The following is a 24,512-nucleotide window of genomic DNA, read 5'->3' as shown; positions in this document are numbered from 1 at the left end:
CATGCGCGGGCATCCTTTTCGGCTGGTCGCGCTGTTGATGCTGACGCTGCTGCTGCAGGCCTGTGACGGCATGGTGCTGTACAGCAACCTGGGCGAGCGTGAAGCCAACAGCATGGTCGCTGCATTGCTGCGTGAGGGCATCGCCGCCCAGCGCCAGGTGCAGGAGGATGGCCGCATCACCGTCAGCGTGCCCCAGGAGCGGCTTTCCGACGCCGTGGCGCTGCTCGACGAAGCCGGCCTGCCGCAACAGCAGTTTTCCAACATGGGCGAGGTGTTCAAGAACAACGGGCTGGTGTCCTCGCCGGTGCAGGAGCGGGCGCAGATGGTTTATGCCCTCAGCGAGGAGTTGTCGCACACCGTGTCGCAGATCGATGGCGTGCTGTCGGCACGGGTGCACGTGGTATTGCCGGACAACGACCTGCTCAAACGGGTGATTTCGCCTTCGTCGGCATCGGTGCTGATCCGCTATGAGCCGGATACCGATGTCGACCAGTTGATTCCGCAGATCAAGACCCTGGTCGCCAACAGCATTTCCGGGCTGAACTACGACGGCGTCTCGGTCACCGCGATCAAGGCGGCGATGCGCAATCTGCGTGACGATGCCCGGCCGCCGCTGAGCTCCTTCCTGGGTATCTGGATGCTCGATGAAAGCGTGTCGCGGGCACGCACCCTGTTCTTTACAGGGCTGCTCCTGTTGCTCGGCATGGCCGGGGCATTCGCCTGGTACCTGTGGCGCGAACGCCAGGGGCAGGGCACCTACGTACTGAGGGAAAGCGAATGAGCCAGGCATTGCGCGACGCCTGGCGTGCGCTGCTGGCCCAACCGATGCAATTCGTCGCCGAAGACTGTCTGGAGGCCGCATTGCTCGGCGCGGTGCCCCGTGAACGAGTGATCGATCTGGCCAGGCAGCCGCGGTTCGCGGGGCGCATCGGCGGCTTGCTCGCTTCTTACTACGGGCTTGAACCGCTGGCGAGCGTCGGCCAGATCGCCGATGACGACCTGCCGGTGGTGCTTCTGCCCCAACAGCATTTCGCCCGTCTCGCTGTGACCTGCGGCGCCTGCCAGCACGCCGCCTCCCTGGCTCGGGAGATTCGCGGGCCGCTGGTGCAGAGGTTGCGCGCGCAGCTTGGTGACGAGGTCTACGATCTGGCCGTGAACTGGCGCGAGCCGCCAGTCGGCAAGCAGGCGATCATCGCGGGCGATGCGCTGCTCGCCGCCATCGACCAGGATGGACAGCGCTGCGTGGATGCCTGGCTGGGCGCACAGCCGGCCCCGTTGCAGGCCTGGCTGCGCCTGCGCTTCGATCTGGCTGCGCCGCTGTCGACAGGCAGCGCCGATGACATCCAACGGGTACGCCAGGTGGCCAGTGCCCTCACCGCTCAAGAAGAGCGGGGCGCGGTATGAGTACCCTGCCAGGCAAACCGGGCCAGCGCATCCTGCGTGGCGAGCAGGCCGCGCAATGGATCGACGGCTACGCCTTTCTGCAGGCCGCTCGCGAAGAAGCCGAAAGAACCTACGACGACTTGCAGCGCCTGCGTGATCAGGCACGAGACGAGGGCCTGGCGGACGGGCGTGCCGAAGGGCAACGCGAGGCCGCGGAGCTGCTGGCACGCACGGCGCTGCAGGTGGATGACTACCTGGCCGGCCTGGAAGCGCAGATGACCGATCTGGCCCTGGGCATCGCCCGCCAGGTGATCGGTGAGCTGGATGACGGCACGCGCCTGGCACTGTGCACGCGCCGGGCATTGTCGGCGTTCCGCGAGGGGCAGCGGCTGCGCCTGCAGGTTCGTCCCGATCAGCTCGACGCGGTACGTGGACAGTTGGCCGATCTCGGCGAACGCCTGCAGGTGGAAGCGGATGATGGTCTCTCCACCGGCCATGCCCGTCTGAGCAGCCCCCAGGCCAGCGTCGAGCTGGATCTGCATACCCAACTGCAGGGTTTGCGCCAGGCGCTGTTGCCCGGCGTGCTGGAGGGCGGCGCATGAATGCGCCCCTGAACGACCTGTTGCCGACCCTCAGCGCCCGCCTGGACGATGCGCAACCGCGGCCGTTGCGCGGGCGCATCCGCAGTATCCGCGGCACCCTGATCCAGGCCAGCGTACCGGACGTTGGCATTGGCGAACTGTGCCGTCTCAGCGATCCAGCCAGTGGCCGCGTGCTGACTGCCGAGGTGGTGGGGTTCGACGGCGATGAGGCGATTCTGTCCCCGGTCGGTTCTCTCGAGGGGCTGTCGACACGCACGGAGATCGTCGCCACGGGCGAGAACCAGAGCGTTCTGGTGGGCGACGCGCTGCTTGGCCGGGTGATCGGGCCGCTGGGCGACTGCCTCGATGGCGGCCCGCCGGCCAGTGGCCTGCAGCGCTATCCGTTACAGGCCGAGCCGCCTGCGCCGTTTTCCCGGCAATTGATCGAACAGCCGATGCCGCTCGGTATCCGTGCCATCGACGGTCTGCTCACAGTGGCTCGCGGTCAGCGCATGGGGATCTTCGGCGAGCCCGGCGTGGGCAAGTCGTCGCTGCTGGCGAGCATCGTGCGGCGCAGCGAGGCCCAGGTGATCGTCATCGGCCTGATCGGCGAGCGCGGGCGTGAGGTGCGCGAGCTGCTCGACGTCCACCTGGGTGCCGAAGCCCGTGCACGCACCGTCGCGGTGGTCGCTACCTCGGATCGCCCGGCCACCGAGCGGGTCAAGGCCGCACTGGTGGCCACCGCCCACGCCGAGTATCACCGTGATCAGGGCCGCCATGTGCTGTTGCTGCTCGACAGCCTGACCCGCTTCGCCCGTGCCCAGCGCGAGATCGGCCTGGCCATCGGCGAACCGCCGACCCGCCGTGGCTATCCACCGTCACTGTTTTCCGCCCTGCCACGCCTGCTGGAGCGCTCCGGGCCCGCGGCCACGGGCAGCATCACGGCGCTGTATACGGTACTCACCGAAGGTGATGCGTCCCTCGACCCGGTGGCCGAGGAAGTGCGCTCGATCCTCGACGGCCATCTGGTGCTCAGCGCCGAGCTGGCCCAGCGCAACCATTTTCCGGCCATCGACGTGCTGCAGAGCCGTAGCCGTTTGATGGATCGTGTGGTCGAGCCCGAGCAGCGGCAATTGGCCGCTCACCTGCGTGCACTGATGGCGCGGCATGCCGATATCGAACTGTTGGTGCGCACGGGCGACTACGTGCCCGGCAGCGATCCTCTGGCCGACGAGGCCATCGCCCGGCAGGCTGCCATCGAACAGTTCCTGCGCCAGGATGCCGCCGAACCTAGCAGCCTCGACGACACGCTGCGCGCGCTGCGCAAGGTACTGGCATGAGCAGCGCCCACGCCGTGCAGCAATTGGACGATCTGCGTCGCCTGCGCGAGCGTCGTGCCGAGGCGCAACTGACCAGCTGGCGCGTGCGTTGCCAGGAGGCGGCCCAGCGGCTGGCTGCAGCGCAAGCCGAGGTTCGCGAGGCGCTGGCGTTGCTCGAACAGGAAGCCGGGCAGCTGCAGACCCTGCTCAGCGAAGGCGCACTGCCGGTTGGGCAGTACCGCAACGCCCTGGATCTTCTCGACGCCCTTGAGGCGCAGCGCGGGCATCTGGCGGAGCAGGCCAGCGAGGCATCTCGGTATCTGGCCGAAGTGCAGGCCAGCCGTGATCAGGCTCACCAGCTCTGGTTGCGTCGTCAGCTGCAATGCGAGGCGCTGGAGCCCTTGCTGCAACGCCATTACCGCGCTCAGCAGCGGGCCGCCGAGGCCGTCGAGGAAAGCCTGGCCGAAGACCGTCCCCATGGAGCCACACGTCGATGAATTGCCATCAATCGTCGCTGCCCGCGCCCTTGCTACCGTTGCTGCCGCAGCTCGATGTCGCCCGGCAGGCGCTGCACAATCGTCTGTTGCGGCTCCGCCAGCCCTGGCAGGGGCAAGTGGCCGGCGAGCGGCTCGAGGTCAGCGTCAGCGGCCAGCCGTCAGCAATGGACGCGGCCATTGTGCTGCCTGCGCGGCTCGGAGCGGCGACGCTGCAACTGCATCTGGATGCGCCCCTGCTCGCACACCTGCTGGCCCCCCTCGATCTGCAACGTGATGTTCACAGCTTGCCGCAGCCCCTGCAGAGCGTGCTGCTCGAACAGGCGCTGTTGCCCTGGATTGCACCTCTGGAACAGGAACTGGGCGAGGCGCTGACACTGGATGCCGAGCCGCAGCCCTGGGATTTCATGCTGAGCCTGCAACTGAGTATCGCGGGTGCGCGGCTCGGCGTTCTTGGCCTCGGCCTCAGCGCCGCTGTCGGCGAAGCGGTGGCCAGTTTGCTGGAGCGCCACCTGCAGCCGGCGCGCCATGCTCTGCCCGCGTTGCAACTGGGCCTGGCGCTGCAGCGCGGCTGGCAGACCCTGAGCCTGGCCGAATTGCGCAGCCTGCAGCCGGGCGATGTGCTGATGCTCGATTGTCCGGCTGGTGCCGATGGTCTGCTGGTGCTCGCCAATGGCCACCGACAGGCCCGTTTCAAACGCCAGCAGTCCGGCCTGGAACTGCTCGAAGCCTTGCAACCGATCAACCCGAATACGGAGAACGCCATGGGGCAAGACGCCGATGATGCGCAACTGGACGATGTGCCGCTGACGGTGATCTGTCAGATCGGCAGCCTGGAGCTACCGCTGGGGCAGCTGCGCGAACTGGGCGAGGGCAGTGTACTGGCCCTGCCGCACGGCGATGCTCAGCGGGTCGAGCTGATGGTCAATGGGCGCTGCGTAGGGCGCGGCGAGCTGGTCGCCATCGGTGAGGGGCTCGGTGTGCGCCTGACCCGGTTCGCCAGCCTATGACGGATTACCAACCGAATCTGCTGGAAATCATTCTGGTCGTCACCACGATCGGTCTGATTCCCCTGGCGGTGGTGACCCTGACCGGCTTTCTGAAAATCTCCGTGGTGCTGTTCCTGATTCGTAACGCCCTGGGCGTGCAGCAGACGCCGCCGAACCTGGTGCTCTACGGTATCGCCCTGATCCTCGCCGTGTACGTGACCACGCCGCTGATCGGCGAAATGTACCGCGAGGTGGAGGGGCGCTCGATCAGCCTGCAGAACGCCGAGGAGTTGCGCGAGTTGGGTGACGCCCTGCACGCGCCCTTGCAGACGCACCTGTCACGCTTCGCCAACCCGTCCGAACGGGCTTTCTTCGTGCAGGCCACGGAGACCGTATGGTCAGAGGAGGCTCGCGCCGATCTGCGCGACGACGATCTGGTGGTGCTGATTCCGGCGTTCGTCAGCTCCGAGCTGACCCGCGCCTTCGAAATCGGCTTTCTGCTCTACATCCCGTTTCTGGTGATCGACCTGCTGGTGGCCAACGTGCTGATGGCCATGGGCATGATGATGGTGTCGCCGACACTGATCTCGATCCCCCTGAAGATTTTTCTATTCGTCGCCGTCAGCGGCTGGTCACGGCTGATGCACGGCCTGATCCTCAGTTACGGAGGAGGGTGAAGCATGGGCCAGGATGTATTTCTCTCGTTGATGAAGCAGGCGCTGATGACCGTGCTGCTGCTTAGCGCACCCGCGCTGGGCGTGGCCATCCTCATCGGCCTGGGGGTCGGCCTGCTGCAGGCGCTGACGCAGATCCAGGATCAGACCCTGCCGCAGGCGGTGAAGCTGGTGGCGGTACTGCTGGTGCTGGTGCTGATCGGCCCGTTGCTGGCGACCCAGGTGGCGGCGCTGGCGAGCCACGTGCTGGACAATTTCCCCGCCTGGACACGCTAGGGCATGGATGCCGACATCGGCCTGGGCATCGCCGAGATCGCCTACCCGGTGATCTCGGCGGCGGCCTTGGCGGTATGTCGGGCGCTGGGCTTGGTGTTCATCACCCCGGCATTCAACCGCCTGGGGCTGACCGGGATGATCCGCAGTTGCGTGGCGGTGGCGATCTCCGCGCCGATGTTCCTGCCGGCCTTCTCCGCGCTCACCGCACTGGAGGATTACGGCAGCTTCTTTCTCGCCGGTCTGATGGTCAAAGAGTTCCTTATCGGGGTGACCGTTGGGCTGCTGTTCGGCATTCCGTTCTGGGCCGCCGAAGTGGCCGGCGAGCTGGTCGATCTGCAGCGTGGTTCGACCATGGCGCAACTGGTCGACCCGTCTGGTGCCGGCGAGTCCGGGGTCACCGCGACCCTGCTCAGCGTGATGCTGATTACCCTGTTCTTCATGTCCGGCGGCTTCATTCTGATGGTCGATGGCTTCTATCACAGCTACCAGCTATGGCCTGTCACCGCGTTCACCCCGGTGATCGCCAGCTCGGCGCTGGAGGCGGTGCTGGCCATTCTCGACCAGGTGATGCGCATCGGCGTGCTGATGGTGGCGCCGCTGATCATCGCCCTGCTGGTGGCCGACATGATGCTCGCCTACCTGTCGCGCATGGCGCCGCAGATGAATATCTTCGACCTCTCGCTGTCGGTAAAGAACCTGATCTTCACCTTTCTGATGGTGCTCTACTGCGGCTTCCTGATCCCGCTGATGCTCGAACAACTGGCCGAATTCCGCGGCACTGTCGAGGTGCTCAAAACCCTGTCCGGCGCTGGTGAGCCCTAGTGGCGGGCAACAGCGGCAGCGAGGAAAAATCCCAGCCGGCCTCCGACAAGAAGCTGCGCGAGGCCCGCCAGAAGGGCCAGGTCTCGAAGAGCCAGGACATGGTCTCGGCGGTGGTGTTGCTCGGCTGCACGGTGTGCATCGCCTTTATCGCCGGCATTGCCGAGTCGCGGGTGCGCGGCTTGCTTGACCTGGCCGCGACCATCTACGTCGAACCCTTTGCCACGGTTTGGCCGCGCCTGTTGGAGAGTGCTCAACAGGTAGTGCTACGCACCGCCCTGCCGATCCTCGGGGTAACCGTGGTGTGCGTGATTCTTACCAATATCGTCACGATGCGCGGCATGCTTTTCTCCGGTGAATCAATAAAACCAGACATTGCCCGGATCAATCCGGTCGAGGGTGCCAAGCGCATCTTCTCGATGCGCAACGTCATCGAGTTTCTCAAAAGCCTGTTCAAGGTGCTGGTGCTGTCGATCGCCTTCTACGTGGTCGGGCGCATTGCCCTGCAGGCGCTGATGGAGTCGTCGCGCTGTGGCGCCGGGTGCATCGAGTCGGTGTTCTTCCTGCTGCTCAAGCCGCTGGTGGCCACGGTCATCGTCACCTACCTGGTGATCGGCATCGTCGACGTTCTACTGCAGCGCTGGCTGTTCCAGCGTGAAATGCGCATGACCCGCAGCGAACAGAAACGCGAGCGCAAGGACATGGACGGTGATCCGCTTATCAAGCGCGAACGTCAGCGCCAGCGCCGCGAAATGCAGGCCCTGAGCAGCCGCAAGGTCGGCATCGCCCACGCCACGCTGATGATCGGCAGCGAGGATGGCTGGCTGGTGGGCGTGCGCTACGTACGTGGCGAAACGCCGGTGCCGGTGTTGGTATGCATCGCCGCGGCGCAGGACGCGAAAGCCTTGCTGGCTCAATCGGTTAGCCTGGGCGTACCACGCAGCACCGATGCCAAGCTGGCTGCCGAGATCGCCAAGCGTGCGGTGAAAGGCGAACCGATCCCCGCCAATACCTTCCAGCCGGTGGCCGATGCGCTGGTCGCGGCGCGGCTGATCTGAAGGCCAGGCGTGACGTTGCAGCCGGATTCGTTGTGGGTCTGTAGATCAGATGGTTCCCGACGCTCCGCGTGGGAACCATCGATACTCGCCCTGGTGCTGGTGGGCTGAAGCCCACCCTACGGGTGGCTGGTTGTAGATACCGTCTCGCCTATTACCTCGCAAGCGCTAATTCGGCATCAAAAGGCATCCCCGATGTCAGGCCGTAGGGTGGACAACACTCTTTTTGTCCACCGTTGCATTCGGGTTGGTGGGCTGAGGCCCATCCTACGCAGGGGCTGGTTGTAGATACCGTCTTGCCCGCTACCTAGCAAGTGCCAATTCAACATCAAAAGGCACTCCCGATTTCAGTACGCCGTAGGCGATGCACAGCAACTTGCGCATCGCCGCACACACGATCTGTTTTCCGGTTTTGCCTTTGTCTCTCATGCGCTCAGCCATTGCCCGTATCGCGACGTTATGCGTTATGGACACCACGCCGGGCATGTACAGTCCCGCCCGCAAGGTGGCAGAGCCGGTGCGAGATATCCGCGTTTGGCCTTTGAATTTCCCAGACTCTTGAAGCCTGGGATTGAGCCCCGCATAGGCCGTCACAGCACGGCTGCCGTCGAACCTGTCCAAATCGCCCAGTTCGGCCAGCAGCAGCGCTGCCGTCTTGTCCCCCACGCCGTCGATACTCATCAACAGGTTCCGTTTGCCCCTGAGGTCATCGTTGTCGTCGAAGTGTTTCTTGATCGCCTCGAGCGTCTCGTCGATCTGCTGGCGGGTGTGCTCAAGCACCGATCTGATTGACTCCACTACCCGCGCATCGCTCGTGACATCCAGGCGGTTCTGCTCCATCTGTTCGAGCTCCTGAAGATCCTTCAAGCGACGTACCAGGGCCTTGAGGCGGCGAAGTGACGGTGGATCAGGTTTCCAGATACGTAGCTCGTCCTGATGCTTATCGCCGTAGCTGGCAATCAGCTTCGCATCGACCTTGTCGGTCTTCACCCGCTGTAACTGGCTGCGCGCGTAGTAGGCAATCTGCGCAGGATTGAGCACGCAGACGCGGTAGTTTCTCTCGTAAAGCCACTCGGCTAGCGCCTCGTGATAAATACCGGTCGCTTCCATCACGATCCAGGCCTGCGGATCGGCGTGCTTGAGCAGCCACTGCTGCAGGGCCTCGAACCCTGCCGGGTCATTGGCGAGCTTGGCCTTGGTGCGGTGCTTGCCGTTTGCCTGCACCGTGGCAATGTCGAATGAGTGTTTAGCGATGTCGATTCCGACTACAGACATGGTCCTCTCCTCTTTCTGTCTGATCGTCACTGCATCCGTCCAACCTTGCTGATGCGAGCTCGAGGCTCTGGATACCGTTCGGACTTATCAGGGTGAGTGTGGAGCCATGCAGCGCAATCTACGAAACAGGCTCAAGGCCTTAGGGTGGGCTCGACTTGCATGACTCCCCCGATGATCAGTCGGGGACTATCGCCTCTTGTGAGGCGGTAGTCGAGATACAAGGGTGGGCTTCAGCCCACCAACTGATCCCCTCGCCAGCCGTCCCTAACGCTTATAGAGCGCCGCTGCTCAACCAGCCTTACGCCGTTCTGACTGCTGATTCTTAGGCTGCTCCACCCGAGGCCGCGACGAGCGATCCCGATAGGGGCCAAGGCCTAGTGCTGCCAGGGTCAGCTCCAGGCCCAGAGACTGGTTGCCCTCGGTAGAGCAGGCCCAGGTCAGTGCCGAGCGGATGGTGTCGCTCTCCGCGCCGTAGAGGTTTTTCCACGCTTCGGGCACCACGATATCGAGCTGGCTTGCCGCCTTTTTCACCACCGCCAGTGCATAGGCCGCATGGCGCGCGACGATGCGTTGGGTCGTGCCGGTCTGGTCGAGTTTTTCCAGGGCATAGAGACGCTCGGTCTTGGGCATCTGGTAGAGCTTCAGGGCTTCGTCGCGGTGCGCGATCAGCAGGGATTTATCCACCAGGCTTTCGATCAACGGCAGCGGGTCGCCGGCCAGTTGTTCGTCGCCCTCGACAATGGCGCGCACTGCATTGAGGGTGAAGGTGCCGTTGAAGATCGCCACCAGGCGCAGCATTGCCTGCTCGGCAGGTGCCAGCGTCTGGAACGACCAGTCCAGCGTGGCGCGTAGCGAGCGATGGCGTGGCGGCGCGGTACGGCGGCCTTCCATTTGCAGCCGGAATTCGCCGTCCAGCAGTTCGGCCAACTGCGCCAGACCGAACGCGCTGGCGCGGGTCGCGGCGATTTCGATATCCAGCGGAATGCCGTCGAGCTTGCGGCAGATACTGATCACGTCTGCCACGTTGCCGTCGTTGAGAACGAAGGCGGTATCGCTGGCCTGCACCCGTTCGACGAACAGTTCGATGGCCGGGTAGGCCAGCGCTTGCTCGCCATTCGGGTGTTCACAGGCCGTCGGTAGCTGCAGTGGCAGCAGGCGCTCGACCTGTTCGCCCGCGGTGCGCAGCGGCTCACGGCTGGTGGTGAGAATGGCGCAGTCGGGCGTCCACTTGAGTAGGGTTTCCACCACCAGGGCGGTGCCATCCAGAGCCTGTTCGCAGTTATCCAGAATCAGCAATTGACGACGTTGCTGCAGGTGCTGCACCACGTCACGCAGGGGATCGTTGCCAGGCTGCAGGCCCAATGCTTCGGCTAGGGCGTGGGGGATTCGGCTATCATCGTCGATCTCGCTGAGGTCGACGAAACAGGTGCCATGGGGCATCTCGCCGGCCAACTGGTTGCCCAGTGCCAAGGCCACGGTGCTCTTGCCGATACCGCCGGGGCCGACCAGGGAGATCAGGCGAGTCTGCAGCAATTGTTCGCTCAAACGCTGCAGCACCGCATTGCGGCCCAATGGCCGGGTGATCAGACTGGGCAGCGACTGCAGGCGCTCTGTCACAGCAGGCTCGCTGGAGGCCTCGTAAGGCTCGGTACGGGCCACGAAGCGATAGCCGCGGCCGGGAACGGTGACGATGTATTCGAAGCCACTTTCATCCTCACCGAGCACCCGACGCAGCGCGACGATCTGCGCGCGCAGGTTGCACTCTTCGACGATGACCTTGGGCCATGCACAGGCGATCAGTTCGGATTTTTCCAGCAGCTCTCCGGAGCGTGAAGCCATCGCGATGAGCAGATCCAGCGCGCGGCTACCCAGGCTGACGGGCTCGCCGTTCTTCAGTAGCAGATGCTGGCGTGGGTAGAGGATGAAGGCTCCGAATCGCAAGGCGCCTTCGCTGCTGAATGGTGCATGGTCAAAAGGCGTCTCGGTCGGCGTGGTGGTGGTGCCGAGAGTGATCGAATACATGCCTATAGTCCCTCGAGGATTATGGTTGTTGTACGCACTGGCGACGGTTGCGCGTGAGCGCAGCAGGTCATACTCGGGTTCGGCTCGTGCGGCGGCCCGATGAAATGGGTGCTGACGAAACGTGCCAGTACGGCAGTTTGAATAGGCAAGAAGAAATCCCCCCAAACGTCGTTTGTTTTTGTATATCACCGCAGCGCTACAACGCGGTGTCGATCAGAGGCAGGGGTACACATCGCAATTAGCGTGCCGCGCCGCGGCGTGACTGGATAGTCGCTAACTGATTGATTGTGAATGGCCGGTACGGTTCACCCACGAGTGTGCGTTCGGTAACTCGGATAACGGCCGAAAGCGCGTTCGGAAATCCGTTCGCGGTGAGGTCGGTCGAACATGAATGAGCTGGCATGTCGCGGTACTCCTGACAGTCCGTTCAGCGCCGCCCCTGAATCCTGTTAAGGGCCATGTGCTGCTGTGAAAAGCTGCGAAATCCGTTGCGATCAGGTTGTTACATCAATGTGACGATTGCTTGAATGAGGGAGCAGCAGGTCGTGCTTTTTGCGTGCACTGTTCTCGTTTCCGCGAATCGACAAGTCGCCACGCGCAGGCCTGCGCCGTTCAACAAGTGCCATAGGCACTCTCTTTCGCACAAGGATTGCTGTCCATTTTTGCGACCTTGTCCACTTATCGAGCCGGAGCGCAGACCCCGATGAGCACCATCGATACAACACGACCAGAACGCGTGACCGGGCAGACCGGCGATAGCGATTTCGATGACAAGCTGCGTGAGGCGCAAAACAAGGGCGGGCAGCTCGATAAAGAAGGCATCGAAGCCTACAAGGAGCACCGCGGTCCTTACCTGGACGGCAAGCCGCCGCTGGCCGAGAGCAATCATCAGTGGAAGGAGGAAGACATCACCAACGTCGAGAGCGAATGGCTGTCCTCCAGCGGCCATCGCCTGATGCTATGGGACGACCTGCTACTGGTGACCATGAAAAATGGCGATCAGGTACTGGTGCACGCCGGCGTTAATCCGCGCCTGCATCAGGTCGCCAAGGAGAAGATGGACGCGGGCGACGTCAAGGGTGCACCGGCCTGGACGGAGAAGGATCTGTCCGACGAGCAGAAGCTCTGGCTCGGTCAGCGTGAGGCGGGCGGGTTCGAGGTGGTCACGTCGCCGGGCGACATTCCCGAACTGGGTGACCTGCGCTTCATCGAGGAAGGCTATCTCGACCAGAGTGCGGCGGTGTACCACCCGTTCAATGGCTTCCAACTGACCATTGACCGTGATGAGGGGGTGTACGGCGAGGATGGCACAGCACTATTCACCACGGCGGATGGTAAGAAATATGCGGTTTCCGAGGAGCTGTCGCCAGAGGCTTACAAGAAGGTCAAGGAACTTGCCGAGACCCGCGACAATATCGAGAAAAAGCTCGATGACGGTGGCTACAAGGTCATGAGTGCCCGCGATGATATTCCCGTGGTCACTGACGACACCAAGGTTGAGACATTGGCGCCCGGCGTCATCGCCGTGGAGACACCGCGACGCGGCAAGTTCATCGTCATCGATAGCCTAACCCCCGAGCACTTCGCCAATCTGGAGGGTACTCAGGTAGAGAAGCAGCAAGGCGCCGTGGATAAGGCCTTCGAGGATCGCGACCTGCCGCCAGCCAAGGAAACTGACCTGATGCTGGCCGAAACCAGCGAGAAAAAGGACGGCAAACCCAAGACCGTTGGCGAGCTGTATTACGAGAAACTCAAGGAGGAATACAAAGACAAGCCCGACGATTCCAAGGAAGCCAAGTACCTGCGCCTGCTCGAAGCCCGCGCCATGCTCAACGGCGGCTTCCAGTTCCTGCCCTATACGACCACCGACGGGGGCGTCTGGAATAGCACCTCTACCAGCTATGGCAAGGATCCCAAGGAGATGAGCCCGGCGGAAATGCGCGCACTGGTCGATGAGGGCAAGCTGGGTGAGGAGTTACTGGCGCTGATGACCGATGAGGATATCGCCGCCGACAATGACCGTCTGCTCAAGGAGGCTATCGACAAAGTCGCGGACAAGGACGGCTTCAAGGAAAAATTGGCCGATACCTTGCGCGACCCCGAGTACAAGAAGGCCATGGGAGCCCTGGAGAAGGACAACCCGGAAGGCGCAGCGGCGCGCTATTCCTCGGACATGCAGTCGCTGAGCCTTCTCGATCCCGAGCTGGCGGCGCAGATCGATACCGAGTTCAAGTTTGGCATTCCCATCGAACAGCTCAACGAGCTGTACAAGGATGGTGTCGAGGGCGTCGGCGAAGAGAACGTCGACAAAGCCACCACCGACATGGTCTCCACGCTGCTGACTACCTTAATGACTTCGGTGTTGGGCACCAAGCGCGGCACCGATGTCTACAACTACTTTTTTGGTGGTGGCAAGGAAAGCGGTCAGCCCAAGCCAGAACTCAGTACCGAGGAACAGAAGGTCGTCACGGCGGCGCAGGATTCTCGCGAGCCACTGACGCAACTCCTCAAGGACAAGGCCAAGGCGAGTATCAACGATCCATCGGGTCAGTCCGGCAAGGTCACCGCCGAGGATATCGAAAAGGCCGTAGCGAAAGTCCCCCTGGCCGAGCGTGACGGTGTGGCCGGCGTGCTCGGCAAACTCGGCAAGACCGGGGTGCTGAGCTCCAGCGCCGGACTGATCTCGATGGTCGCCGGCATCTATAAGCTGGCCGATGGCGGGCTGAATTTCGGCGAGACACCGGCCGAGCGCATCGAGGCGGCGAAGAACTTCGTCACCACCATCAGCATGATCTCGCCAATGGCCACCATGGTCACCGGTGCGTACGAAGAGCTGTTCCGCAAGCCGGGCGTAGCCGATTCTCTCGGGCTCGGCAAAAGCCTCAAGGAAACCGTCTGGGACAAACATTTCAAACCCAAGGAGGCATCGGGAACCGAGTCCATCGAGCTGAAGGAAATACAGAAAAAGCTCGATCAACTGCCGGAAATCGACTTTGGTAAAGCGTTCACGGCTGAAAGTTTCTGGAAGGACTTCGATACGCATACGCGCGATTCGCGCCCATCCGTCGAAGACCTGATCGAGCACTTGCCTCCAGAGCAGCAGGAGGCGGTGAAAAAGAATGTCACCAGCGTCGGTGGCAACGACCCCGACGTGAAGAAGCTTCCGGAGGCTGACCGTCTACGTTGGGTAGGTGGAGCACTGTCGACTATTGGTGGTATCGCCGATGTAGCCGGTGGGGTACTCGACCTGGTGCTCGGCGGCATGGGCATCGACAAGCTGCGCAAGGAGGGCGGAACGCCCGAGGAATTCGCGGCCAAGAGCCTGCAGTTGGTTGGCGGCACAGCCGGCCTGGTTATGGGTGGCGCTGGCTTGGCCGCTGCAATTGGCGTTGGTTCGGCGGCCGTTGCCGGGGTGGTTGCCGCTGCCGCCGGTGGAGTCGGTGCCGTGCTTGGCTTTATTGGCGCCATCATCGGAGGTGTGGTCGCGCTGAAGAAAAGCCAGGAAACGGTCGAGAAGGTGCGCGATTACTTCCGCGAACTGGATAAGGACGGTGTGCTCGAAAAGGAGTGGGGTGACAAGCTCAATTACCTGGTGCACATGAGCTACGAGTACAACTATTACGAGGGCAAATACGAGGATCGTTTCGACGCTTGGTACCCCGAGGATATTCCGGTGTGGGAGGCCCAGCCCGAGCATTACAAGGAGTTCACCGAGAATGTCGAGAAGAACGGAAAAATTGGTGACGACTGGTTTCGCGACAGCATGCCGGATCTGGTCACCTACAACGGCAAGTTCGACGCCGAGTTCTACCGCGAGAACAAGGACAAGATCGACCGCATCGTCGACAACTGGGAGCAGTGGCAGGGCAGCGACGATATCGTCAGCGACAAGGACTTCAACAAACTGCTCAAGGGCGACGACCGCTTCGACAACTCCAAGGAAGACATCGAGGCCGTGCAGTTCCTGATGGATAACAAGGAGTTCTTCGAATTCCTCGACACCATCCGCTTCCACCCCAACAACGTCAAAGCCGATGGCAAGATCAGCCGCAAGGACGTCGATAAGTGGCTGGAACAGGTGAGCTGATAAAGCGCTCACGGCCCGCACGCTGTGGCATACGGGCCATTGAGAGTGGCTGTTTAAAGGCGGAAGCGGACATAGAGCGCTGCTGCTTTTGTGGGAGCGGCTTTAGCCGCGAGCTCTTTGTTAGCCTTGATAAAAAGCTCGCGGCTAAAGCCCCTCCTACAAAAAGAAAGCTCTGCATCCACCGTCCGCTTCCGCCTTAATCGCGACGAACCAGCAGCACGCCTGATTCCATGTGGTGGGTATAGGGGAATTGGTCGAATAGGGCGCAGCGTTCGATGCGGTGGGTGTCGTGCAACTGGGCGATGTTCTGCGCCAGGGTCTCCGGGTTGCAGGAGATATACAGAATGCGCTCGAAGCGGCGGGTCAGCTCGCAGGTGTCGCTATCCATGCCGGCACGGGGCGGGTCGACGAACACGCTGCCGAAGTTGTAGCTCTTCAGGTCGATATCGGCCAGGCGACGGAACGGGCGAACCTCGTTGAGTGCTTCGGTCAATTCCTCGGCGGACAGGCGCACCAGGGTGACGTTGTCGATCTCGTTGTCGGCCAGGTTGGCCTGCGCCGCATTGACCGAGGTCTTGCTGATCTCGGTGGCCAGCACCTTGCGCACGCGGGTGGCCAGCGGCAGGGTGAAGTTGCCGTTGCCGCAGTACAGCTCCAGCAGATCGTCTTCTCGGTCGCCGAGTACGTCGTAGGCCCAACCGAGCATCTTCTGGCACACCTCGCCATTGGGCTGGGTGAAGGCACCCTCCGGCTGGCGATAGCGGAAGGTACGCCCAGCCACTTCCAGGCGCTCCTCGACATAAGGACGGCCGACGACAATACGCTTGCCCCGCGAGCGCCCGACTACGCTCACGCCCAGCTCTTCGGCCAGCACCTTGGCAGCGGCTTCCCAAGCGTCATCCAGCGGGCGGTGGTAGCACAGGGTAATCAGCGCATCGCCGTTCAGGGTGGTGAGGAACTCCACCTGGAACAGCTTGAAGCCCAGCGTGTTGCTCGCCTGCCAGGCGGCCTTGAGGCGCGGCATCAGCTCATTGATGCGCAGGCTGGCGATGGGGAAGTCTTCGAAGAAGATCGGGCTGTGCTTGTCGCCGGCTTCGAACATCGCGTAATGACGATTCTCGCTGCCGGCTTCGCGCCACAGGCGGAATTCGGTACGCAGGCGGTAGTACTCGCGTGGCGACTCGAACACTTCGGGCTCCGGGGCGGCGAACGGCGCCAACAGCTCCACCAGGCGGGCCTTCTTCTCGGCGAGTTGGGCGTCGTAGGTGGCGGGGTCGAATGCGGGACGGCTCATCGGTCACTCGTGCGGCAGGAAAACGGGGCGCCATTGTAGCGATTCCGCTGCCGGAGTGCCGTCACCGTCGATCATCTGTGCTGCGGGACGCGGAGCGTCCGGGGAGGCGTTCCCACGCAGAGCGTGGGAAAAGTACAGCAATCTAGAAGGCTAGCGAGCTAGAGCCATGCAAGGCAAAAACAGGCGAGGAAGCGGAGTGTACTTTTGTACATGAGCATTCCGAGCCTGTTTTTAACGCCGCAGGGCCGACGCGCAGCAGCCTTCTACTTAGAACAACGCCAGCTTGATCACGCAGAAGATAGCCAGCGCAATCAACATCCCGTTCAGCTCACGGAAACGTCCGGCCAGCGTCTTGGCGGCGACCCAGGTAATGAAACCGAAGGCGATACCGGTGGCGATCGAGTAGGTCAGTGGCATCGCCAGGGCGGTGACCACCACGGGGGCGGCCACGGTGATGTCGCTCCACTCGATCTCGGCCATGCCGGAAGCCATCAGCACGGCGACGAACAGCAGCGCCGGCGCCGTGGCGAAGGCTGGCACGCTACCGGCCAGCGGGGCGAAGAACAGCGCGAACAGGAACAGCACGGCGACCACGATGGCGGTCAGCCCGGTACGCCCGCCAGCGCTGACGCCAGCCGCCGACTCGATGTAGCTGGTGGTGGTCGAGGTGCCCAGCAGCGAGCCGCCCAGGGCTGCGGTGCTGTCGGCGATCAGGGCGCGGCCCATCTTCGGCAAGTGACCGTCCTTGCGCATCAGCCCGGCTTTCTTGGCCACGGCGATCAGGGTACCGGAGTTGTCGAACAGGTCGACGAACAGGAAGGCGAAAATCACGCTGATCAGACCGACGTCCAGCGCGCCGGCGATATCCAGCTGCATGAAGGTCGGTGCTAGGGAGGGCGGCATCGACACTAGGCCGCCGAACTCGCTGACCCCGAGCAGAATGCTCAGCCCGGTGACCACCAGAATGCTGATCAGCACCGCGCCGGTGATGCGCAGCGCCTCCATGCCGATGATCAGAAAGAAGCCGAGAATCGCCAGCAGCGCCGCGGGCGAGCCCAGGTCGCCGAGGCCGACCATGGTCGCCGGGTTGGCGGCGACGATGCCAGCGTTCTGCAGGGCGATCAGTGCCAGGAACAGGCCGATACCGGCGGCGATGGCCGAGCGCAGCTCAAGCGGAATGCTGTTGATGATCCACTCGCGGATCTTGAAGATCGACAGCAGAAAGAACAGGCACGCCGACAGGAACACCGCACCCAGCGCGACCTGCCAGGTGTGGCCCATGCCCAGCACCACGGTATAGGTGAAGAAGGCGTTGAGGCCCATGCCCGGCGCCAGGGCGATTGGGTAGTTGGCGATCAGGCCCATCACTGCGGAACCGAAGGCGGCCGCCAGGCAGGTGGCGACGAATACCGCGCCCTTGTCCATGCCCGTCTCGCCGAGGATGCTCGGGTTCACAAACAGGATGTAGGCCATGGTCAGGAAGGTGGTGACCCCAGCGAGTATTTCGGTGCGCACATTGGTGTTGTGCGCGTTGAGTTGGAACAGTCTTTCCAGCATGCGGGGGCTCCCGGGGCGGCGAACGGGCGTTGACAGAGGCAGAGGGCAAACAAAAGCACATCACGTGCCATCAAGGCCGGTATCCGTAGGTGGAGGCAGGCCCTGGCGTGTTGTCGATCCGCGAAAGCGCGGCATCATAGCAGCTCGCCGCTTGCCCCTGCAGCGAGTGTCGGCGGCTTCGCAAAGTCGAAGGAACGGGCTTTACCGCGGCCGGCCAGAGCGCTCTAATATCGCGCCTGGCCGGAGCGTACTGCTCCAGGGCCCCGGCTATGCACAGGGAGGCTGCGGCCAAGATGATCATCGGAATAGACCTCGGTACCACCAACAGCCTGGTTTCCGTCTGGGATGGCGAAGCCGCCCGGCTGGTGCCCAACGCCCTCGGCCGCCTGCTCACGCCCAGCGTGGTCGGCCTGGATAACGAAGGGCAACTGGTGGTAGGTGATATCGCCCGTGAGCGACTGCAGACCCACCCGCACCTCAGCGCGGCGCTCTTCAAGCGCAACATGGGCAGCGCCCAGAGCACGCGGCTGGGGTCGCGCAGCTTTCGCCCCGAAGAGCTTTCCGCGCTGGTACTGCGCAGCCTCAAGGAGGATGTAGAGCGCGCCTATGGCCAGCCGGTCAGCGAGGCTGTGATCAGCGTGCCGGCGTATTTCAGCGACGCTCAGCGCAAGGCCACGCGCATCGCTGGCGAGCTGGCCGGGCTGAAAGTCGAGAAACTGATCAACGAGCCAACCGCTGCGGCCCTGGCCTACGGCCTGCACCAGAAGGGCGAGGCGACCTTTCTGGTCTTCGACCTGGGCGGCGGCACCTTCGACGTGTCGGTACTCGAGCTGTTCGACGGCATTATGGAGGTGCGCGCCAGTGCCGGGGACAACTTCCTCGGTGGCGAGGACTTCGATGATGTTCTGGTCGCCCACTTCCTCAGTGCCATGAATGGCCAGGGCCTGCCCGATCACCAGCAGCCAGCGATTCATCAGCGCCTGCGCCGCGAGGCCCAGCGCGTGCGTCACGCCCTTGGGCAACAGCCCGAGGCCGTGTTCCAGCTGCGCGAGGATGGCCGCGAATGGACGCTGCCGCTGAGCCAGGACAAGCTGCTGAGCATCTGCGAACCATTGCTCGAACGCCTGCGGGCGCCCATTGAACGCGCCCTGCGTGATGCACGCATCAAGGTCGCCGACCTCGACGAAGTGCTGCTGGTCGGCGGCACCACGCGCATGCCGCTGGTGCGCAAGCTGGTGGCCAGCCTGTTCGGGCGCTTTCCGGCCATGCACCTGAACCCCGATGAAGTGATCGCCCAGGGGGCGGCCATCCAGGCGGCGCTGAAGGCTCGCGATGCCACGCTTGAGGAAGTGGTGCTGACCGACGTCTGCCCCTACAGCCTCGGCGTGGAAATCTCCAAGCAGGTCGGCTCGCAACATCAGGCCGGGCACTACCTGCCGATCATCGAGCGCAACTGCGTGGTGCCCGTCAGCCGGGTGCAGAGCGTGCAGACTCTGCAGGATGGGCAGAAGAGTGTCAGCGTGCGCATCTTTCAGGGCGAGAGCCGGCTGGTGGCCAACAACATCTTTCTCGGTGAGCTGGACGTTGCCGTGCCGCCGCGCCCTGCTGGCGAAGTCTCGCTGGATATCCGCTTCACCTACGACATCAACGGCCTGCTCGAAGCCCTGGTGGACACGCCGCTGACCGGCGAGAGCCACCGCCTGGTGATCGAGAACAACCCGGGCGTGCTCAGCCCGGAGGAGATCGCCGAGCGCTTCGCCGCGCTGGAGGCACTCAAGGTTCATCCGCGCGACCAGCAGGTCAACAGCGCGTTGATGGCACGTATGGAGCGCTTGTATCAGGAGTGCCTGGGCGACTTGCGCGAACATGTCGGGCAGCTGGCTGCACACTTCGCCAGCATCCTCGAGCGCCAGGACGAGCGGGAAATTCGCGAGGCGCGTGGTGAAGTAGCCGCACGCCTGGATGCCATCGAACAAGGGTATTGATTGGTATGAATCCATGGAAGCTGCTTGGCCTGGACGCCGACGCCGATACCCGCAGCATCAAGCGTCGCTATGCGCAATTGCTCAAACAGCACCGCCCGGACGAGGACGCCGAAGCCTTCCAGCGCCTGCGTGAAGCCTACGAGCAGGCGCTGGAGCATGCCGCCGCCCAGGATCGACTGCGGGATGCCGGCGCCGAGCAGTGGCAAGCACCTGTCGAGACTGCATCGCCCGTGGTGCAGCAAGAATCGCCGGCTGTGGCCGCTGCCGAACAGTCGCAGCAGTTGCGCATCGAGCAACTGCTGCAGGCCAGCGCGTCACTGGATGCCGCCTTGCAGCAGGCCCGTGAGCAGGGACTGGAGGCCGATCTGCAGCGTCATCTGCTGACGCGCTGCACCAATCTGGACGAAGAGGGGTTGAACATCCTGCGCTGGGGCATGCAGCGCTTGCATTGGCTGTCGCCGTGGCAGGCCGATTACCTGCCCTCGGCCCATCTCGACGCATTGGCCGCGCGCCTGCTGACTCTGGAGCTGGAAAGCCTGCAGCGCCAGTTGCAGGCCGGCGAGGAACGCGCCGTACTGGACGCGGCCGCCGCGCTGCTGGCCAGCGACTGGCTGCAAGCCTTCGACCGCCGCCGGCAATTGCACGACGGTATGGTCTGGATGCTCGAAGTCACCGAACACTGGTCGGCTGCGCTGTTCGAACGCCTTTGCCGGCTGTTCGGCTGGAACGAGGACAGCGGTGAGCTGCCGTGCTCCGTCGACCGCTGGAACTGGTTGTGCTGGCGCTGCGAGCGCCAGGCGGCGGGGCAGCGGCTGCTGCGCCAGCTAGAACTGGATTGGCCGTTGCGCGCTGAAGAACGGGCAGCGTGGCTGCTTCTCAAGCCCATGCAAGAGCAAGAGGCACGGATATTGGCCGATCATTTCGACGACGAGGACTGGCAGGCCTGCCAGGGGTTGGACGAGCTGCTTACCGAGCGTTATCCCGAGCTGGCGGAGCTGCCTGGCCTGCAGGTCGATGAAGATTGGCGGCGCTGGCAGCCGCGCCAATGGACGGTGCCGGCCACGGTCTACGCCTGGCTCCTGCTGCTCGCCGCCATGCTTGCAACCTCACTGCAGGAGGCGCAGCTCTCGGTATACCTGGAGCTGTCGGGCGGCTATCTCGGCCTGGCATTCAAGGATCTGCTCATCAGCGCCGTGGTGGTTGCCTGGATGGTGATGCTCGCGCGCGGCTGGGGCCGGCTGGCACGTTACCTGACGCGCCTCGACGTACCGCTTAGCCGACTGCTGCTGCCGGCTGCCTGGCGTGACCGTGGCGCCGGCATGCTGGTGCTGCGCCACGGCACGCCGGCCGCATTTTTCGCGATGATCGTCGCCGCCTTTGCGCCAAGTCTGATTTCCGGCTGGGCCACATTCGGCGCTGCCTTGCTGCTGGAAGTGCTATTCCTCGGCCTGGTCGGCAGCCGCCGCTCGCCCTGGCTGCGCTGGTCGATGTGGCGCAACGGCGCTTTTAAGGTCGACTACAGCAAGAAGGCCGAGTGGTGAGCCCCTGGGAGCTGCTCGGCCTGGACGCCGAGGCCGATACCCGCACCATCAAACGCCGTTACGCGCAGCTGCTCAAGCAAACACGGCCTGACGAAGACCCCGAGGCCTTCCAGCGGCTGCGCGAGGCGTATGAGTGGGCGTTGGATTGGGCGCAGCGTTTTCAGAACGTAGAAGCACCTGCTGCGGTCGACGAGCCTTTTACGCCAATGCCGATCAACGATGCACAGCAACTGACCGCACCGTTGACGGAAATCCAGCAACGACAGATCGACGAGCAGGCGTGGGTCGTCAATCTGCTGGACAGCTGCGCTTCGCTTGACGAGGCACTGCTCCAGGCACGTGAGGCCGGGCAGGAAAAGGCATTCGAATTGGAATTGCTGCGCCGGTCTCAGCTGTCCGGCGACCAGGCGGTTGAAACAGTGCACTGGGCCATGGCGCATCTGCATTGGCTGACGCCCTGGCAGGCTGATTATCTGCCGATGCCGGCGATGAACTTCCTGGCCGAGCGGCTGCTGAATGCCGAACTGTGGAAATGGCATTCGCAACTGGCAGATGGGCAGGAACATCTAGTTCTCGAGTCCATTAGGCAGTTGGCGAAGCAGCCCTGGGTACAGCCATTCGATCGCAGCAGTTATCTGCAGGAAGGCTTGCTGGACTTGCTTGAAGGCAAGGTTGGCTGGTCACTGAGCTTTTTCGATGAAATTTGCCGGCTGTTCGACTGGGACGAGGCACGTGGCCAACTGCCCTGTGACGACGAGCGGTGGGACGAGCTTTGTTTACGCCGCGACGCCATGGCGCTGCGCGCCGAGTTGCGCAAGTCGCTGAACGAAGAGCAGCCGGCCTCACCGTCGTCGCGTACAGTCTGGTTTTTGCTCAAACCGATGCCCAAAGGCGAGCGCCGCAAGTTGGTGGACGGCTTCGATGATGCCGACTGGCAAGCCTGCGAGGCGCTGGCCTGGCGCGTGGAGCATCATGACGATCTGCTGAACGACTTGGGTTTGGCTTGTCTGCCTCAGTGGCGTGACTGGCATCCGGGCAATGGTTGGGTGCAGCTGTATCCGTTGTTCTGGTTGGGCCTGTGCCTGATGATGTTCGTGCTGAGCGGCGCATCAGAACGCTCGAAGGGCCTGGCCGTATCGGTGGCTGCGGTGGCAGCTCTAGGCACAGCGTTGTTGTTCGTATTCCGGTTGCTTATCAAACTCTGGAACAGGCTGGCCAGGTGGTGCGTGGTTTTCGACGTGGGCATCAGTCTGCGGTTGATACCGCCGCGCTGGTTGCGCGGTGGCAGTGGCCTGCTGTTGTTGAGGCATATCGTGCCCAGTGCGGGGTTCGCCGCCCTGACCGCTTATTGGGCGGGTGACCCCACTGCGTCCACAGCGCTGGCGCTGACGACGTTTATCCTGTGCGTGCAGTTCGTCGATGTTGCCTCGCGGGGTGGCGCCCCGGCAGCGTGGCTGATTCGCGGCTGGCGGTTATTGGCATCGCTAGACAAGCTGATTCTGGGCTGGGGGATCTGTGCTGCCATCATGTTGCCGTTGTTCATGATGTCATCGTTGACTCTCAGTTCCAGCCCTGAAGAACAGCAGCCACAGCCCAAACCGCCAGTTGAAAGTTACACAGAGTGCCAACGACCCACCGATATGAATCGTGCGGAGTGTGCCCGTGCTATGAAAAGGGCTCTTGAAGCTCAGCGCCTCGTGGATTAGGTGCACTTGGAAAGGTATTGATGCCAGAGAAGACACCTAGGCCTGTGAGAAGCGTTCCAGCTTTCGCTAGGACGCTTTCTCATCCCCCACCAACGGATCATGAATCCGATCCCGGCTCGACAGCGCCGGGAACAGCTTGATCCACAACAGGCTGATGCCGATGGCGCCGACGCCGCCCATCAGCACGGCGGGTACGGTGCCGAACCAGGCGGCGCTGACGCCGGCGCGGAAGTCGCCGAGCTGGTTGGAGGCGCCGATGAACAGGCTGTTCACCGCGCCAACCCGGCCGCGCATCTCGTCAGGCGTCTGCAACTGCACGAACGCGCCGCGGATCACCATGCTGACCATATCTGCCGCGCCGAGCAGCACCAGGGTCGCCAGGCTGAACCACAGCGAGGTGGACAGCCCGAAGCCGATGGTCGCTACCCCGAAAATCGCCACCGAACCGAGAATCACCGGGCCGACCCGCCGCTCGATGGGATGGCGCGCCAGGTAGATCGACATCAGCAGCGCGCCCACCGCTGGCGCCGAGCGCAGCAGGCCGAGGCCCCAGGGGCCGGTGAGCAGGATGTCCTTGGCGAACACCGGCAGCAGCGCGGTGGCACCGCCGAGTAGCACGGCGAACATGTCCATCGATATGGCGCCGAACACTTCCGGTCGGCTGCGGATGAAGCAGAAACCGGCCAGCAGCGATTCCACCGAGATCTTCTGTTTCAGCGGCTTCTGCTGCGACGGTAGGCTGAGCATCATGCCCATGGCGATCATGTACAGCACCAACGCAGGGCCATAGACCCAGGCCGGCGCCACCGCGTAGAGCACGCCGCCGAGGGCGGGGGAAACGATGGTGGCGGTCTGCATCGCCGAGCTGGATGCCGCGACTGCGGCGGGGAACAGGCCGGGCGGCACGATGTTCGGCAGCAGCGCCTGGGTGGTGGGCATCTCGAAGGCCCGTGCCGTGCCCATCATGAAGGCGATGACGAAGATCATCTCGCGGGTCAGGCTGCTCGTGCTGCTGCCGATCAGCAGGGTGATGGCGACGGCAGCTTGGCCGCATTGGCACAGCGCGGCCACCTTGCGGCGGTCGAAGCGGTCGGCGACGTGGCCGGTCAGCAGGATGAAGAGGATCTTCGGCAGGAATTCCACCAGGCCGACCAGGCCCAGGTCGAGCACGTTGCCGGTGAGGCTGTACATCTGCCAGCCGATGGCCACGGTGAGCATCTGGAAGCCGCTGGCGGTGAAAACCCGCGCCAGCCAGAAGCGAATGAAGGGCGTGTGGTGACGCAGCAGCAACTGACCATGAACGGACATTGGAATACTTAGGCGACTAACGACGGCCGGTCAGACTAGCACGTCCTCTGTAACATTTGGATGCAAGAAGCCGCCAGCCCATAGCTCATAAGCCCTGAAGGAAACACGGCGTGCCTCGGCAGCGGCTCACCATCCTCCGAGCTAGAG

The 24,512-nt window shown here is 63.3% G+C and carries 19 protein-coding genes; 14 read left to right on the top strand and 5 right to left on the bottom strand.

Features of this window, described 5'->3' with window-relative positions:
* The first annotated feature begins 1 nt into the window (after nt 1).
* The 10 genes from sctJ to K5Q02_RS01890 are packed head-to-tail and all read left to right on the top strand — an operon-like array spanning nt 2 to nt 7,593.
* On the top strand, nt 2-781 hold the full coding sequence (gene sctJ / locus K5Q02_RS01935) for a type III secretion system inner membrane ring lipoprotein SctJ (RefSeq protein ID WP_225835837.1): 780 nt from the start codon (nt 2-4) through the stop codon (nt 779-781).
* The gene (locus K5Q02_RS01930; protein ID WP_225835835.1) at nt 778-1,404 is read left to right on the top strand and encodes a type III secretion protein; all 627 of its coding nucleotides are present in this window, start codon (nt 778-780) and stop codon (nt 1,402-1,404) included. Before sctJ ends, K5Q02_RS01930 begins: the two co-directional genes overlap by 4 nt.
* Nucleotides 1,401-1,985, top strand: coding sequence for a type III secretion system stator protein SctL (gene sctL, locus K5Q02_RS01925; protein WP_225835833.1), 585 nt, complete (start codon nt 1,401-1,403; stop codon nt 1,983-1,985). Before K5Q02_RS01930 ends, sctL begins: the two co-directional genes overlap by 4 nt.
* The gene (locus K5Q02_RS01920) at nt 1,982-3,304 is read left to right on the top strand and encodes a FliI/YscN family ATPase (RefSeq protein ID WP_225835831.1); all 1,323 of its coding nucleotides are present in this window, start codon (nt 1,982-1,984) and stop codon (nt 3,302-3,304) included. The genes sctL and K5Q02_RS01920 overlap by 4 nt, the downstream gene beginning before the upstream one ends.
* Complete coding sequence (locus tag K5Q02_RS01915) at nt 3,301-3,780, top strand: hypothetical protein (protein ID WP_225835829.1); 480 nt, start codon at nt 3,301-3,303, stop codon at nt 3,778-3,780. The genes K5Q02_RS01920 and K5Q02_RS01915 overlap by 4 nt, the downstream gene beginning before the upstream one ends.
* On the top strand, nt 3,777-4,787 hold the full coding sequence (gene sctQ / locus K5Q02_RS01910) for a type III secretion system cytoplasmic ring protein SctQ (RefSeq protein ID WP_225835819.1): 1,011 nt from the start codon (nt 3,777-3,779) through the stop codon (nt 4,785-4,787). Before K5Q02_RS01915 ends, sctQ begins: the two co-directional genes overlap by 4 nt.
* Entirely contained in the window at nt 4,784-5,443 is a 660-nt protein-coding gene (gene sctR, locus K5Q02_RS01905; RefSeq protein ID WP_042556778.1) for a type III secretion system export apparatus subunit SctR, read from the top strand. Before sctQ ends, sctR begins: the two co-directional genes overlap by 4 nt.
* Nucleotides 5,444-5,446: 3 nt before the next feature.
* Nucleotides 5,447-5,716: an EscS/YscS/HrcS family type III secretion system export apparatus protein gene (locus tag K5Q02_RS01900; protein ID WP_042556779.1), complete on the top strand. Its 270-nt coding sequence runs from the start codon at nt 5,447-5,449 to the stop codon at nt 5,714-5,716.
* A 3-nt stretch (nt 5,717-5,719) separates the two neighbouring features.
* Nucleotides 5,720-6,538, top strand: coding sequence for a type III secretion system export apparatus subunit SctT (sctT, locus tag K5Q02_RS01895; protein WP_225835817.1), 819 nt, complete (start codon nt 5,720-5,722; stop codon nt 6,536-6,538).
* Nucleotides 6,538-7,593: an EscU/YscU/HrcU family type III secretion system export apparatus switch protein gene (locus K5Q02_RS01890; RefSeq protein WP_225835815.1), complete on the top strand. Its 1,056-nt coding sequence runs from the start codon at nt 6,538-6,540 to the stop codon at nt 7,591-7,593. Before sctT ends, K5Q02_RS01890 begins: the two co-directional genes overlap by 1 nt.
* Nucleotides 7,594-7,893: 300 nt before the next feature.
* Here the strand turns inward: K5Q02_RS01890 and K5Q02_RS01885 are convergent, their stop codons facing one another.
* Complete coding sequence (locus K5Q02_RS01885; RefSeq protein ID WP_225833059.1) at nt 7,894-8,865, bottom strand: IS110 family transposase; 972 nt, start codon at nt 8,863-8,865, stop codon at nt 7,894-7,896.
* Nucleotides 8,866-9,153: 288 nt separating this feature from the next.
* Nucleotides 9,154-10,887 (bottom strand): ATP-binding protein, encoded by a 1,734-nt coding sequence (locus tag K5Q02_RS01880; RefSeq protein ID WP_225835813.1) that lies wholly within the window; start codon nt 10,885-10,887, stop codon nt 9,154-9,156.
* A gap of 703 nt (nt 10,888-11,590) precedes the next feature.
* Here K5Q02_RS01880 and K5Q02_RS01875 point away from each other — a divergent pair.
* On the top strand, nt 11,591-14,974 hold the full coding sequence (locus tag K5Q02_RS01875; RefSeq protein ID WP_225835811.1) for a hypothetical protein: 3,384 nt from the start codon (nt 11,591-11,593) through the stop codon (nt 14,972-14,974).
* 196 nt (nt 14,975-15,170) lie between these two features.
* On the opposite strand, the gene trmA is transcribed toward K5Q02_RS01875, so the two are convergent.
* Together trmA and K5Q02_RS01865 are read right to left on the bottom strand one after the other, a co-directional pair.
* Nucleotides 15,171-16,268 carry a tRNA (uridine(54)-C5)-methyltransferase TrmA gene (gene trmA, locus K5Q02_RS01870; protein ID WP_225835809.1) on the bottom strand — a complete coding sequence of 366 codons (1,098 nt, stop codon included), beginning with the start codon at nt 16,266-16,268 and terminating at the stop codon, nt 15,171-15,173.
* Nucleotides 16,269-16,535: 267 nt separating this feature from the next.
* Nucleotides 16,536-17,825: an NCS2 family permease gene (locus tag K5Q02_RS01865; RefSeq protein WP_225835807.1), complete on the bottom strand. Its 1,290-nt coding sequence runs from the start codon at nt 17,823-17,825 to the stop codon at nt 16,536-16,538.
* A 293-nt stretch (nt 17,826-18,118) separates the two neighbouring features.
* On the opposite strand from K5Q02_RS01865, the gene K5Q02_RS01860 reads away from it, so the two are divergent.
* From K5Q02_RS01860 to K5Q02_RS01850, 3 genes are read left to right on the top strand one after another with little or no spacing between them, the layout of a single operon-like run.
* Nucleotides 18,119-19,810, top strand: a complete 1,692-nt coding sequence (locus K5Q02_RS01860; protein WP_225835805.1) for a molecular chaperone HscC — start codon at nt 18,119-18,121, stop codon at nt 19,808-19,810.
* Nucleotides 19,811-19,815: 5 nt separating this feature from the next.
* Nucleotides 19,816-21,351, top strand: a complete 1,536-nt coding sequence (locus K5Q02_RS01855; RefSeq protein ID WP_225835803.1) for a J domain-containing protein — start codon at nt 19,816-19,818, stop codon at nt 21,349-21,351.
* Nucleotides 21,348-23,057, top strand: a complete 1,710-nt coding sequence (locus tag K5Q02_RS01850; RefSeq protein WP_225835802.1) for a J domain-containing protein — start codon at nt 21,348-21,350, stop codon at nt 23,055-23,057. The genes K5Q02_RS01855 and K5Q02_RS01850 overlap by 4 nt, the downstream gene beginning before the upstream one ends.
* Nucleotides 23,058-23,123: 66 nt before the next feature.
* Here K5Q02_RS01850 and K5Q02_RS01845 read toward each other — a convergent pair whose 3' ends face one another.
* Nucleotides 23,124-24,365 carry an MFS transporter gene (locus K5Q02_RS01845; RefSeq protein WP_225835801.1) on the bottom strand — a complete coding sequence of 414 codons (1,242 nt, stop codon included), beginning with the start codon at nt 24,363-24,365 and terminating at the stop codon, nt 23,124-23,126.
* Between the last annotated feature and the right edge of the window lie 147 nt (nt 24,366-24,512).

The sequence above is a fragment of the Pseudomonas sp. MM211 genome (genome assembly GCF_020386635.1).
Lineage (GTDB): Bacteria > Pseudomonadota > Gammaproteobacteria > Pseudomonadales > Pseudomonadaceae > Aquipseudomonas.
Note: the sequence above shows the minus strand (reverse complement) of the source record. Positions and strands in the feature narration are given on the sequence as shown.